Genomic DNA, 13,113 nt, shown 5'->3' on the forward strand with positions numbered 1-13,113 from the left:
TCCGTGATGGCACCCCCGCCGGGGGAGGGAAGCGGCCCGGACCGGTTAGTCTGACAAGGTGTTCGGATTCGCGAAGACTGAGATGGTCACCCCGGAGAAGGCGCTTCCGGGCAGGGACAACCCCGTGCCCGTCGCCCCCCGTCACACCGTTCTGTCGGGCCCGCTGGCGCCGCCCTACCCCGACGGAGCCGAGGTGGCGGAGTTCGCCCTGGGCTGCTTCTGGGGCGCGGAACGCAAGTTCTGGCAGCTGGACGGTGTCCTGTCGACCGCGGCCGGCTACGAGGGCGGCTACACCCCCAACCCCACCTACGAAGAGGTCTGCTCCGGCCTCACCGGCCACGCCGAGGCCGTCCGCGTCGTCTACGACCCCTCCCGCATCTCCTACGAGGCCCTCCTGAAGGTCTTCTGGGAGTCCCACGACCCCACCCAGGGCATGCGCCAGGGCAACGACGTCGGCACCCAGTACCGCTCCGCCGTCTACACCCGCACCGAAGCCCAGCGGACCGCCGCCGAGGCCTCCCGAGCCGCCTACCAGAAGGTCCTCACCGAAGCCGGCCTGGGCGAGATCACCACCGAGATCACCCCCGCCACCGACTTCTTCTTCGCCGAGGACTACCACCAGCAGTACCTGTCGGACGCCAAGAACCCCGACGGCTACTGCGGTATCGGCGGCACCGGCCTCTCCTGCCCGATCGGCGTCGCCCCTGCGGAGTGAGGCCCTGGACGGATCGCGACGAGCTCGCGATCCTCTGGGCCGAACACTGCTGCCTCACTTTTCCTGACGACCTCAAGTTCACCGAGGGGCTGGACGAGTCCGTCCTGTTGGATCTGTACATTGCCGGGGCGGTGACGACCTGCCTTCGCGGCAGCCCTCTGAATCCGTTCGTCGTCCGGACGTTGCGGGAAGGGGCCACGTTGCTGCGCCGGTCCCTACGCAGGATCCCGCAGGGGGAGGGGCGTTCGTACGCTGTGCGCTTGATCCGGATGTCGAGATTGGCGTTGAACGAGCATTTCAGAGCAGTCACAGACTGATCTGATCATCTCCGAGGTCGAGCAGGTGCCCCGCTGCGTCAGCCTCATACGGGGTGGCCCTGCTCTCGCGGTTCGGTGACGACGAAGCGCCCCCGGCACCCTCGTTCGGCCTTCTCGCGCGGAAGTCCTGCCTGGTCCCGCTCGCCACTGCGGCGTTCTACATCGAGCTACTCGCAGAGCAAGGCGTGCTGCTGGGCGAGCCGTACACGCGGCAGCTCGACGGGAAGCTGCGAGAGCTGCGGTTCCATCTCGACGCCGAGGCCGTGCGCGTGACGTACTGGATAGCTTCGGGCAGGCGGATCATCCTGCTCACCGTGTTCCACAAGACCCGCATGCGGGAAGATCGAGAAGTCGCGCGGGCCCGTCGAGCACTGCGGTTGTGCGTGGCCGAAGCGCATACGGTGGACGCTGGGAAAGGGGAGGCCGATGAGTGAGCGGTCCGAATGGGACACGTTGCGGGATCGGCGTATGGCCGAACCCGGAGCGGCTGAGGCTTATGCGGCCACCCGGTTGGCCTACGAGTTGGGGTGTACCGTTCGCGCACTGCGGGAGGGGCGCGGATGGACCCAGAGCCGACTGGCCGAGGCCGCTGAGATGACGCAGTCGGCCGTGGCCAGATTCGAAGCCGGCGGTACCGTCCCGACGCTGCCGGTTCTCGAGCGCCTCGCCACGGCCCTCGGCGCCGAACTTGTCGTGCAACTCCGCACTCCGGCCGCATGAATCAGGCCAGAACACCTGGCAACCGCTATCACCAGCAGTACCTGTCGGACGCCAAGAACCCCGACGGCTACTGCGGCATCGGCGGCACCGGCCTCTCCTGCCCGATCGGCGTCGCCCCGGCCGATGGCTGACTCGTGTGGGAGTCCTGCCGATCGGTCGTTCTGCTCTGGCCGGGTGTTGCGAGACCCTCTTGCTTTGCTACTTGAAGTAGTAAACTCGGGGCATGGGCATGCCGGAACGGGAGTACGGGCTGGGTGAAGGCCCGTCGGTGAAAGCCAGCGTCTCTCTGCGAGCGGGAAACATCAGCGCGGTTCGACGAAGGGTGGGAGCGCGGGGGTTCTCCGCCTATGTCGATGCCGCGGTGGAGCGGCAGATCGAACGGGACCTGCTCGAAGAGGCCCTGCAGGCCAACGAGAGGGAAGCGGGGCCGATCCCCCAGGCGTTGCGGGATGAGGCGACGGAGCTGTTCCGTGCAGTGAAGGCGGCGGCCGAGTTGCAGGAGGGGGCGGAGTGGAGCGTGCACGAAGCAGGCTGACCGCCGGAACCTTGATCCTCGACTGCGAGGGGCTGGTGAAGTGGTGCCAGGCCGATCAGCGGGTCACCGCACTGGTCAGGGAGGCTCAGGACAACGACTTCCGCGTGGTCGTCAGCGCCCTCACTCCTGTCGAGGCCCAAGATGTCCGCACCAAACCGGACCGGCTCCGCTGGTTTCTGTCCAGGCTTCGCATCGAGCCGGTCACGGAAGAGATCAGCACGGCCGCGATCGATCTGTTGCGCACCCATCGCCTGCACGGGCATAAGTATGCGATTGACGCGGTTGTCGCCTCTATCGCTCTCCAGGCTCCGAAACCCGTCATCCTCCTTACCTCTGATGAGGACGACATGACCACCCTTTGCGGCAAGACGGTCAAGGTCGTTCCTGTGTGACCGCGCTCCCGAACACGTGATCAGGAGCCCTTCTCAGGTCCGCCGAGGACTGCCACCGGCAATGTCTCTCCGACGCCAAGAATCCCAACGGCCACTGCGGCAACGGCGTCTCCTGCCCGATCGGCGTCGCTCCGGCGGATGGCTGATCTGCGCGGTACGAGCCCGGCGAAAGGGCGGATGGGATCGGCGACCACGGTCCTGGAGGCGGTCATGTCATTTCATTGGGAGTCGCATGATCTCGGCTGGGACACCGCTGCTGCCGGACGTGGTCCGGGCGTATCCGTTCTCGTGGGGCTCCGGCTTCGTCTGGCCGTCGGAGACGGGGGAGAACGAGAAGAATCTGGCCTATGCGCGGGCTGTGCTCGAAGCATGCCTGCCTCGGGACGTGCTCGCCTTGCCCGAGCCGCCGGAGGAGCCGGTCGTCTGGGACTGCGAGGACGACGGGTACCCCGGGTGGGCGGGGGTCCGGGCCGTTCTGCGCGAGCGCATGCCCTACGCCCGGCACGTCACCGCGGAGCGCATGGCCGGTGCCAAGGCCGAGTGCGCTCGCCAGGGCATCGTCACCACGGACTTCGAGGAGGTCTGGGTCCGGCGCATCACCGCCTGGATCGCCGAGCAGACCCTGCACTGGTGCGGACTTGTGGTCGATGACGAAGAGGCGCTCACGCCCTGGCTCATGGACCTCGCGGAGCTGTACGCGCAGCGGGGGATGGCCGCCGAGAAGGCCGTGTGGGCGCTCCGCTGTACCAAGGCCGTGCCCGAGAGCCGTGCGGCTCTGACGCGATTGGCCGCGTACAGGGGACTGCCGGACGGGATCCGGGAGCAGATCGTGCACGAACTCCGCTCATGACCCGACCGCCGGTAGCACCCGCTCGGATCACCGTCCTTCCGCTGTCACCGGCACATCGTGTTGGCGGGCGCGGACATCTCCTGGTTTTCCGATGCGGGCGCGCCGCGCGGCCACCTGCCTGGTCGCGTCCTCACATGGCGCTGAGGCAGCCCGTAAGTTTGGCTTCCGGGTGAACGGTGATGAGGAGGGTTCGATGACCGCCCTGCCGGGAGACAGCTGGCTTTGCAGCATCCGTCCCCAGACCGAACTCGTCACCGCCGAGGAGTACGAGGCGCTCCCCGAGGAGATCGCCAGGGCGATCGAGATCGTCGACGGTTGCGTGGTCTACTGCGCGGCGCCCACGCCTGACCATCAGACCGCAGGCAGGCGGCTGGCCAACATGCTGGAACGTCATGCCCGTGACGCGATGGGCGAAGGGCATGAGCGCCTCACCGTGAACAATGACGTGGATCTGCGGTTATCGGCACCTTCATGAAGGACGAGTCCGGGAACGTCCCCAGCATCAGCAACCCGATCCCCATCGTCATCGACTGGGCGGAACTCGAGTTCCGAGTCCGGGCGGACAGTGCGGACCGGCTCGGGATGTCCGGTGGGGAACCGGCGGGACCACGCGGTCGTGGTGGCTGCGGGAGTTCCTCTTGATGACTCGTTCCCACCACCGAAGCCGAACAAGGCGTACGCGTAAATTCCGGTGGCGTCGGGATCGCGACCGGCGTTTTCCCGTTCGACGTGCGGACATGCCGTAGGGCAGGCCTGAGCCGGTTCGTTGGTCGAAGGCGTACGTCCGTACCGGATCGAGGTGGAGCTCGTGGGGGCCGAGGCAATCCGCGGTCAGGGCGGCGACGGGGGCGCCGCAGGGGCAGGACCGGTTGAGTCCTCCGGTACCGGAAGGGCCGCAGCAGCCGTGGTCGTTCGGCAGGTCGGGCAACGGCCGGAGGCCGGGCACGTCGTCCGGGTGCACGACGAAGGTGTTGACGGCTCCTGCGGAGATGGCCGGTGATCCGTTGATCAGCATGGTGGGGAATCGCGGTCGTGCGGGTACCGGCAGGGCCGGGTCGTGTGGAATGTAGGGCGCTCCCCAGGGTTCTGTCTCGACCGCGTAGTGGCCGGCGGGCACGGTGGAGGGTGCCAGCCGGGTCTTCTTGTCGCGGTCGCCGTCGCGAACCTTGAACTCGGGGACGGCGGGTAGCTCCGTGAGTTCGCGGGTGAGCGCGACTCCGCATCTGGAACAGAAGAAGATGGCCATGGGGCCGGGTCGCTTTCTGGGCCTTTGAATGGGGGGTGGCGGTGTGCCCACTGATGTTTATGGCGGGATCGAGGTCCTGGATCCTCATTATGATGAGGATTTCTGTGCGGAGGGCCCCTGGGTGCTCGCCTTGGATCTTTCGTTGTTGTGCTTCGACGGCGACCACACGGCCTTCGGCTGTCTGTTCGGGGTTCGGAACACAGCCGGATGGGATCCGGTCGTGCCTGCTCGAGGGCTGCCCTCCGATGCCTCCGCAGGAGTTCTTCGGCAGTACGAGGAATACCGGAACGAGTGGCACAGCCCCACCTGGGCGACGTGGAAAGAATTGCGGGACATCGATCTGGGCGAGACGCCGGTCGGGGTCCGCGGTCTGGTGACGGCGCTGGACACCGCTGACTCGGCCCTCCACCGGCTGTACTGGGTGTCCGACGTGTGGAACGCCTCGCTGGTCGAGCGTTTCGGTGTTCCGCCGCTCGGCGGGACTCCGGTGGCCGCCGATTACGGCGAATGGGCCGTGGGGGACGCGCGGCTTCGTTACGAGCGCTTCACGCGGCGGCAGGCCATAGGGCCTGGTAGCGACTGGGAGCACGTCTTCAACGTGATGGAGGCGCTGGCCGGGCGTTTCGGTGCGGAAGGGGTCCGGCTGGTGGTGTACTTCGACTGATCAGGCGCACACCGCCATTCCATTTCCCAGGTCCTTCTCAAACTTCGAGAAGGCTCGCCTTGGGTTGCTCCGGTGCGGGCGAAGGGACGCGTAGGGCGATCGCGGAAAGCACTGCAAGCGACCCGAGGACGGTCATGGCGACTGCCATGCCTCCGGCTCCGGCGTTGAAAAGCGGGGCGACGGCGAATCCTCCGGCGAGGGAGACGGCTCCGGAGAGGAAGCTGAGCAGGCCGGTGTAAGTGCCGAACCTTCCGGATGGCGCGCAGTGGGTGACGGCCTGGAACAGGGCCGACTGCATGATGCCGGCGGCCAGGCCATGAAGGACGGCGGCAGCCATCAATACGGCGATCCGGCTGTGATGGTCGGAAGGCGTGGCCAGCAGGACGAGATAGCCCGCGGCCGCGCAGAGCAGGCCGATGCGGAGCAACCCGGGGCGTTCGCCTCGGCCGCCGCACCACGGCTGGATCGCGGCCGTGGCCACCGCCACCGTGCAGAAGAACAGGGTCGTCGTGCCGGAATCCGCCTCTTTCAACGGGATCACGGTCGTGACCTGGGAGGTGAGCAGGGTGCTGGGGGCGGCGACCAGGGCGAACCGGAGGAAGCCGCGGTCCCGGAACACCGCCGACACCCCTTCGGTGAAGCTCCGCGCGTCCGGCCGGGTGCCCGCCTGAGAAGCGGGCACCCGGCGCAGCAGGAGGAACAGCACGGCCCCGGCCGTCCACGCGCCCGTCGTCACCGCCGTCAGCAGCCCGAACCCTCCGGCCAGCAGCGCCAGCCCGAGGGGAGGACCGGTCACCGCGGCCAGCTGACCGGCGATCACGTAGGCCGAGAAGCCGCGGGAGCGGTGCCGCGGCGCCACTCCGGCCAGCACGGACTGGGCGGCCGGGTGGAACAGGGCACCGCCGACCGCCATCACCACCACCGCGACGAGCAGGCCGCCGACCCCGTCGGCGGTGCCCAGCAGCGCGAACGACACGGCTCTCAGGGCGCAGGCCAGCGCTCCCGTACGTGCCGGGCCGACCGCGTCGGTGAGCGCCCCGGCGGGGAGGAACAGCATGTTCTGGACCGCGACGCGCACGGTGAGCACCACCGTGATGACACCGGCGAGCATGCCGAGGTCCTGGTGCAGGTGCGCGACCACGTGCGCCATCACCGCGTAGTAACCGAGCGAGATGGCGAGCTGGATCGCCACGACCACCGCGATCACGCGGCGGTCGGCGAGCGCCCGACGTACGTGCGGTGCGGTGGTCATGGCGGCGGGGTCCTCATGCGTGCGCGGCGTCCGTCAGGACCGGGGGAGGACGTCGAGGGCCTGCAGCAGGGTCCGGGCGAGCGGGACGCGCTTGGCGGTGTCCCCGTCGGCCTCGACGTCGATGTTGAGCGCGAAGGTGTAGAGGTTACCGCCGCGCTCGACCCAGCCCACCCACCAGCCGATGCCGGGCTCGGTCGACATGCCCCAGCCGGTCTTGGCGAACAATGCGTAGCCGTCCTTCTCCTCGACCTTCAGCAGGTCGCGCACCGTCAGCTGGTTGTGCCTGGACGCCGGCAGCTGCTGCCGGGCCAGCCGGGACAGGAAGCGGGTCTGCTCGACCGCGGAGATCTCCAGCGGGCCGTCGAGCCAGAAGCGGTCCACGACGGCGCCGATCTCGCGGTCGCCGTAGTGCAGCCGGTTCACCCACCGCCGCTCGCGTTCGGCGCCGATCCGGCGGGCGAGCGTCTGGAACACCGGCACGTTGGACGCCCGGACCGCGTCCCGCAGGTTCATGTCCTGCTCCCACTCGGGGAAGGGCTGCGGCTGCCCGCCGTAGGGGATCACCTCGTTCTCGTCCTGGACGACCCGGGTCTCCAGCGCGATCAGGCTGTGCGGGATCTTGAACGTGGAGGCGGGGATCAGCCGCTGCTCCGCCCGCTGCAGGTCGACGACGGTCGTCCGTCCCCGCTTCACGTCCAGGAGCGCGAACGTTCCGCGCACTCCCGCCTCGCGGAACGCCGCTTGGAGGTCGTCCCGCACGACCGGGCTGCTCGGGGCGGCCGCCTGGGGCACCGCGCCGCGGACGGTGTCGGCGCCGGTGGCGGGGACGGCGTGGACGGCTCCGCCGAGCAGCGCGGAGGCGGTCAGGACGGCCGCGCCCAGCGCCGCACGCAACCGGGTACGGGGGAGGGGGTGGTGCATGTCGGGCTCCTCGCTCTCGATCTTCGTAGGTGAGAGCAGACCAGAGCCCGGCAGATCATGTCCAATATCCATATGGAAAGAACATCTATATGAACATGGATATCACTGCTGGTCAGATGGGGTAGATCGCGGAAATTCCGGGCGGATTTCGCGCCGGAAGTCGGGGCCCGGCGGGAAGCGTGCTCCCGCCGGGGCCGGGTCAGCGGGGGACCGGGATGAAGGCCGGGGCGTCGGGGAAGACGAGGCTGCGGGTGGGCAGCGGGATGGAGATTCCCTCGGCGCGGAAGCGGGTGTGCAGGCGCTTGACGAACTCGTGCTTGACGATGAACTGGTCGGTGAAGTCGCGGGTGCGGAGGATGACGGTGAAGTCGATGCTGGACTCGCCGAAGGTGTGGAAGCGGACCAGGGGGTCGTAGTCGGGGACGCCGCCCTCGACCTCGGTCATCACCTCCTTGCCGACCTCGATGACGACCTTCTCGACGTGCTCGAGGTCGCTGTCGTAGCCGACCTTGGCCTGAAGGAGGAGGCCCATGTCCTGCTCGGGCTGGTGGTAGTTGGTGAGGATCGCGGCGGCGAACTTGGCGTTCGGAACGATCACCAGGTTGTCGGACATGGTGCGGACGGTGGTCTTGCGCCAGTTGATGTCGACGACGTGGCCCTCCTCGCCGGTGCTGAGGCGGATGAAGTCACCGGGCACGATCGTCTTGGACGCCAGGATGTGCACGCCGGCGAAGAGGTTGGCCAGGGTGTCCTGCAGGGCCAGGGCCACGGCCAGGCCGCCGACGCCCAGGGCGGTCAGCAGCGGGGTGATCGACACTCCCAGGCTCTGCAGCAGCACCAGCGTGCCGACCACGAACACGATGGTGCGGGTGATGTTGGCGAAGATCGTGACCGACTGGGAGATGCCCGACCTGGCCAGGGCGATCGAGCCGACGATGCCGCCCGCCAGCCGTGCGGCGGCCAGCGTCACCGCGAAGATCACCAACGCGACCAGGACCTGCCCGATCACCGTCCGCACGCTCGGCTGGAACCTCAGGACCAGCACCCCGATCCAGGCGCCCGCCGTCGCCGACAGGACGACGGCCAGGTCGTACAGCAGCCGCAGGATCAGGTCGTCCCAGACCCAGGTGTTGCCCTCGGCGCGCCGGATCAGCCGGCGCAGCACCAGCCGGAGGGCCACTCCCATGCCCAGCATGACCGCCACCACGACGGCCGCTCCGACGACACGTCCCCATTCAAGCTCAGGCACGACGATCCATTCTGTGTAGGGAAAAGGGGGATCTCGCCTGATGGTAAAGGGATCATGCGCTTCACGCCCGTGGACGGCGCTTTTGGCGGGGCGCCTCCCGCGGACCCGGGAAACGGTTCCGCGGGAGGCGGGGGGCGTCCGTTCGGGGGGAGGGCCACCGGCGGTCCCTGCTGGATTGACCCGTGAACCCACCATCGAAATGCACCATGATCCGGGTCTTTTGTGGTTCTAGGGTCGAGATCATGACACCTCAGCGCATGAACTTCACGACCGCCGCCCCCCACGTCTTCAAGGCCGTGTACGCCCTGGACGCGGCAGCGCGGAAGGGGCTCGACCCGGTCGTCGTCGAACTGGTGCAGATCCGAACATCGCAGCTCAACCGGTGCGCGTACTGCATCGACTACCACACGAAGGACGCCCGCAAGGCGGGCGAGACGGAGGAGCGGATCTACCAGCTCAGCGCCTGGGAGGAGTCGCCCCTCTTCACCGAGCGGGAGCGCGCCGCCCTGGCCCTCACCGAGGCCGTCACCCTGCTCCCGGGCGGCGTCTCCGACGAGGTGTACGACCGCGCCGCCGCGCACTTCCCGGAGCGGGAACTGGCCCAGCTCATCGCCGTGATCTTCACCGCGAACACCTGGAACCGGATGAACGTCACCACGCGCAAGACCCTGGGGACCGAGTGACCGCCGTTCTCGAGACCCGCGGCGAAGGCCGTTCCGCCCTGAAGGGCTGGCTCGCCGTCGCCGCGGTGACGCTGGGGATCTTCGCCCTGATGACGTCCGAGCTCCTGCCCGTCGGGCTGCTCACCCCGATCGGCACCGCGCTGGACGTCTCCGCGGGCACGGCGGGCCTGATGGTGACCGTCCCCGGCCTGGTCGCGGCGTTCTCGGCACCCCTGGTCACCGTGGCCACCGGGCGGGTGGACCGGAGGCTGGTCCTGGTCGTCCTGGTCGGCCTGATGGGCGCGGCCAACCTGGCTTCGGCGTTCGCGACGAACTTCGCCGTCGTCCTGGCGGCGCGCTTCCTGATCGGCGTCAGCGTCGGCGGCTTCTGGTCGATCGCCGGGGGCATCGCGCTGCGGCTGGTGCCGGAGCGGCACGTCGCCCGGGCCACCGCGGTGATCTTCGGCGGGGTCGAGACCGCCTCGGTCCTGGGCGTGCCGACCGGCACCCTGCTGGGCGAGCTCAACGGCTGGCGCACGGCCTTCGCGGCGGTCGGCGTCCTCGGCCTCACCGCGCTGGTCCTGCTGGTGTTCCTGCTTCCGGCGCTTCCCGCCGAACGGACGATCAGGCCGGCGGACCTGCCCGCTCAGTTCCGCGACAACGCGGGCGTCCGTCTCGGCATCCTCATGGCGTTCCTCATCATCACCGGACACTTCGCCGCCTACACGTTCGTCCGTCCGATCCTCCAGGGCGACGGTGTCGACGACGGCATGATCAGCGTGCTCCTGCTGGTGTTCGGCGTCGCCGGGATCTGCGGGAACTTCATCGCCGGAGCCCTGATGCCGCGGCATCTGCGGCGGGTCGTCGCGGGCATCGCCGTGATCCTCGCCTCGACGATGGCGCTGTCCGCGCTGCCGGTCGGCGGAACCGCCTCGTCCGCCGTCCTCCTGGCGCTGTGGGGCCTGGGCTACGGAGCCGTGCCGGTGACGTTCCAGACCTGGATGCTCCAGGCCGCCCCCGACGCCCCCGAGGTCGCGACGTCCCTCTACACCTCGGTGTTCAACCTGTCGATCGCCCTCGGCGCGCTGTTCGGCGGATTCGCCATCGACTCCCTCGCCGCAGGCGGCCCCCTGTGGCTCGGCGGGATCCTGTGCGCGCTCACCCTGCTCGCGCTCGGCACGTCGGGGAAGGGGAAGGCCCCCGCCCGGGGGAGAGATGGGGCGGGGGCCGGGGGGAGGGAGGTCAGTGCCTGAAGGCGGACTTCACCGTGCCGGGGGAGAAGAAGACCGTCTCGCCGGTGGCGTCGTTCACCGCGTCGTTGTCGGTGGCGATCCAGACGCGTCCGGCGCCGGTGACGCCCAGGCCCTCGACCTTCTCCTGGGTCCAGCCGCCGAGGCCGCGCAGGTCGGGCAGGAGGTCGCGCTCCAGGCGCTTGGCGAGGACGGGCAGGCCCTCGCCGGGCGCCCCGGCGGGCAGGGCGACCGAGTAGACCTTCTTGTGGGCGGCGGCGGTGCCGGACGCCTTGTCGCGCTCGACCAGCAGGAGCCGGCCGTCGGCGAGGGTGATCTCGGACAGGCCGTTCCAGTTCGCGGCGCTCGCCGAGGGCTCGATCGGGTAGCCGAACCAGGCCCACTCGCCGGAGGCGGGGCTGTAGCGGCCGAGGCGGACGACGTTCGCCGGGTCGCCGGCGAGGGGGCGCTGGAGGGCCGTCCAGACCTGCTCGGCCGCTCCGGAGTCGGCGACGGTGACGCCTTCGAGGCCCTGGGAGCCCAGCCGGGAGGCGATGTCCTCCGGGAGCGCCATCTCCTGCTGGACGGCCCCGGAGGCGTCCAGGCGCACCAGAAGGTTGCCCGGCCCCTTCGCGCCCTCGGAGGCGAGCCAGAAGCCGCCGCCGGGCCGTGCGGCGATGCCCTCCGCGTCGTAGGCGGCCGGAGCGCCGTCCTTGGTGACGGTCAGCGCCTCGGTGATCGTCGCGGGCTTCTCGCCGGTGTCGATCGTGAAGATCTCGGTGGGCTTGTACGCGGAGTCCCACACGCCGTACAGGCCGTCGCGGCTGCCGGGGACGGTGGACAGGCCCGACAGGGCGCCCCAGCCGATCGGGGCGCCGTCCTGGGAGGCGGAGACCAGGCCGGGAACCTCCGGCTTGCCGAGCCGGAAGACCTGGACGCCCGCTCGCAGCCCCGCGGAAGCGTCGTCGTTCTCGCTGGAGACGATGAACATGCCGCGTGACGGCACCGCCAGCAGGCCCTCGGGCCCGGCGTTGGTCGGCAGGAACTGCACGAACCGCGGCCGTGACGGGCGGTTCACGTCGTACACGGCGACGAAGTTCGACCGCTCGGAACCCACGAAGGCATAACGGCGGCCCTTGTAGGTCGCGACGGTGAGGCCTTCGGGCTCGCTGCCCTTGTTGCCTGCGCGGTCGTCGTTGTGGTGCCCGTACCGGACGGCCAGGTGCTCGAAGGTGTTCCCCGCGTCCCAGAGGACGTTCCCGCGGTCGTCGAACACCGTCCAGCCGCGGCTGCCGCCCTTCCAGTCGCCCTCGTTGGCGGTCGCCAGCGTACGGTCGTCGATCCAGGAGATCGCGTCGGGCTCCCGGGGGACGTCCTTGATGGTGCCCGTGAGCGAGATCTCGCCGTCCTCCTCGGTGTCGACACCCGTCACGGTGACGCTCCCGGCGGAGAAGACCCGCTCGATACGCCCGGTCCGCAGGTCGACGATGGCGATGCCGTTGTTCTCTTGGAGCGTGACGGCGACCTCGCCCCGGCGGTTGATCGTCACGTACTCGGGCTCGGGGTCCTGCGGGGCGTCCAGCCCGGCCGCGGTGAACGAGGGCAGCGCGCTCCCGTCCGCCCGGGTGAACGCGACCTTCCGCAGCCCCCACCGGGCCGGGTCCGCGCCCTTGAGGTCGAGGATCTGCAGGAATCCGGCGGGCGCCTGCGGGAGGTCGCCCTCTTCGCCCCCGGCCGGGGCGGCCTCCTCGTCCCGCTCGTTCTCGATGGCGACGGCCGCGTAGCGCCCCGACACCGCGATCGAGTCGGGCTGCCCGCCCAGCCCGATGCTCCGGACGGTCCTGCGGTCCTTGATCCGGATCACGTCGATCCGCCCGGACGGCTCGGTGTGGCTCTCGCTCGTGTCGACGACCACCAGCGCGTACGGCCCCGTGACGGCCACCGACGTCGGCTCGGCGTCCCCGAGGCTCAGCGTCCCCAGCCCCCTGGGCCGGTCGGGGGCGCTCAGATCCAGGAACCCGATGCGCCTGCCGGGCGCGTCGGTGTAGACCAGCGTCCGCCCGTCCTGGCTGACGGCGCTGATCTCCGCGACGGTCTCCTCGTCACCGCCGCCGTTCTGGTGCACGGGATAGGTCGCGAGCCGCTCGAACAGCGGGCCCTTCGGCTCGGCACCGGCCGGTGTCGTTCCGGACATCCCGGCGAACACCACGGCTCCCGCCGCCAGCCCGGCAGCCCACCGCACACGTCGTCGCATCGTCTCTCCCGCTCCGTTCCCCAACACGCGATCGAGCTTCGCAGCGCCCTGGAACGAACGGATGAATACCGGACGACCCCCGTCTGAAGCCCGATGGGAATCCGGGC

14 protein-coding genes and 2 pseudogenes are annotated in these 13,113 nt (G+C 69.5%); 12 read left to right on the forward strand and 4 right to left on the reverse strand.

Annotated features, from left to right (window positions below; all coding sequences use genetic code 11):
• Positions 1-58: 58 nt before the first annotated feature.
• From msrA to C2865_RS05970, 10 genes and pseudogenes are all read left to right on the forward strand, one after another.
• Positions 59-715, forward strand: coding sequence for a peptide-methionine (S)-S-oxide reductase MsrA (msrA, locus tag C2865_RS05915; RefSeq protein ID WP_106397212.1), 657 nt, complete (start codon positions 59-61; stop codon positions 713-715).
• A gap of 370 nt (positions 716-1,085) precedes the next feature.
• Positions 1,086-1,466, forward strand: a complete 381-nt coding sequence (locus tag C2865_RS05925) for a type II toxin-antitoxin system RelE/ParE family toxin (RefSeq protein ID WP_232835385.1) — start codon at positions 1,086-1,088, stop codon at positions 1,464-1,466.
• The gene (locus C2865_RS05930) at positions 1,459-1,752 is read left to right on the forward strand and encodes a helix-turn-helix domain-containing protein (protein WP_106397214.1); all 294 of its coding nucleotides are present in this window, start codon (positions 1,459-1,461) and stop codon (positions 1,750-1,752) included. The genes C2865_RS05925 and C2865_RS05930 overlap by 8 nt, the downstream gene beginning before the upstream one ends.
• A 26-nt stretch (positions 1,753-1,778) precedes the next feature.
• Positions 1,779-1,883: pseudogene (locus C2865_RS05935) on the forward strand (peptide-methionine (S)-S-oxide reductase MsrA); the annotation flags it as partial.
• A 92-nt stretch (positions 1,884-1,975) separates the two neighbouring features.
• Entirely contained in the window at positions 1,976-2,287 is a 312-nt protein-coding gene (locus tag C2865_RS05940) for a hypothetical protein (protein WP_198652948.1), read from the forward strand.
• The gene (locus tag C2865_RS05945; RefSeq protein WP_106397215.1) at positions 2,263-2,679 is read left to right on the forward strand and encodes a PIN domain-containing protein; all 417 of its coding nucleotides are present in this window, start codon (positions 2,263-2,265) and stop codon (positions 2,677-2,679) included. Before C2865_RS05940 ends, C2865_RS05945 begins: the two co-directional genes overlap by 25 nt.
• 41 nt (positions 2,680-2,720) lie before the next feature.
• Positions 2,721-2,825, forward strand: a pseudogene (locus C2865_RS40555) (peptide-methionine (S)-S-oxide reductase MsrA); the annotation flags it as partial.
• An 86-nt stretch (positions 2,826-2,911) separates the two neighbouring features.
• On the forward strand, positions 2,912-3,529 hold the full coding sequence (locus C2865_RS05955; protein ID WP_106397216.1) for a hypothetical protein: 618 nt from the start codon (positions 2,912-2,914) through the stop codon (positions 3,527-3,529).
• Between the two features lie 193 nt (positions 3,530-3,722).
• Positions 3,723-4,004 (forward strand): PDDEXK family nuclease, encoded by a 282-nt coding sequence (locus tag C2865_RS05960; protein ID WP_198652950.1) that lies wholly within the window; start codon positions 3,723-3,725, stop codon positions 4,002-4,004.
• A gap of 814 nt (positions 4,005-4,818) precedes the next feature.
• Positions 4,819-5,439, forward strand: coding sequence for a hypothetical protein (locus C2865_RS05970; protein ID WP_157963580.1), 621 nt, complete (start codon positions 4,819-4,821; stop codon positions 5,437-5,439).
• 37 nt (positions 5,440-5,476) lie between these two features.
• Here the strand turns inward: C2865_RS05970 and C2865_RS05975 are convergent, their stop codons facing one another.
• The 3 genes from C2865_RS05975 to C2865_RS05985 all read right to left on the reverse strand — a co-directional run bounded on the left by C2865_RS05975 (position 5,477) and on the right by C2865_RS05985 (position 8,861).
• Complete coding sequence (locus tag C2865_RS05975; protein ID WP_106397218.1) at positions 5,477-6,691, reverse strand: MFS transporter; 1,215 nt, start codon at positions 6,689-6,691, stop codon at positions 5,477-5,479.
• A gap of 33 nt (positions 6,692-6,724) precedes the next feature.
• Positions 6,725-7,612 (reverse strand): class D beta-lactamase, encoded by an 888-nt coding sequence (blaOXA, locus tag C2865_RS05980; RefSeq protein ID WP_106397219.1) that lies wholly within the window; start codon positions 7,610-7,612, stop codon positions 6,725-6,727.
• A gap of 199 nt (positions 7,613-7,811) precedes the next feature.
• The gene (locus C2865_RS05985; RefSeq protein WP_198652952.1) at positions 7,812-8,861 is read right to left on the reverse strand and encodes a mechanosensitive ion channel family protein; all 1,050 of its coding nucleotides are present in this window, start codon (positions 8,859-8,861) and stop codon (positions 7,812-7,814) included.
• 242 nt (positions 8,862-9,103) lie between these two features.
• Between C2865_RS05985 and C2865_RS05990 the strand changes: the two genes are divergently transcribed.
• Together C2865_RS05990 and C2865_RS05995 are read left to right on the forward strand one after the other, a co-directional pair.
• Entirely contained in the window at positions 9,104-9,544 is a 441-nt protein-coding gene (locus C2865_RS05990; RefSeq protein WP_198652967.1) for a carboxymuconolactone decarboxylase family protein, read from the forward strand.
• The gene (locus C2865_RS05995; protein ID WP_232835386.1) at positions 9,541-10,776 is read left to right on the forward strand and encodes an MFS transporter; all 1,236 of its coding nucleotides are present in this window, start codon (positions 9,541-9,543) and stop codon (positions 10,774-10,776) included. The genes C2865_RS05990 and C2865_RS05995 overlap by 4 nt, the downstream gene beginning before the upstream one ends.
• On the opposite strand, the gene C2865_RS06000 is transcribed toward C2865_RS05995, so the two are convergent.
• The gene (locus C2865_RS06000) at positions 10,766-13,006 is read right to left on the reverse strand and encodes an esterase-like activity of phytase family protein (RefSeq protein ID WP_198652969.1); all 2,241 of its coding nucleotides are present in this window, start codon (positions 13,004-13,006) and stop codon (positions 10,766-10,768) included. The two genes, C2865_RS05995 and C2865_RS06000, sit on opposite strands and share 11 nt — an antisense overlap.
• Positions 13,007-13,113: the final 107 nt, after the last annotated feature.

This window comes from Actinocorallia populi, from assembly GCF_002995495.1.
GTDB classification, from domain to species: domain Bacteria; phylum Actinomycetota; class Actinomycetes; order Streptosporangiales; family Streptosporangiaceae; genus Actinocorallia; species Actinocorallia populi.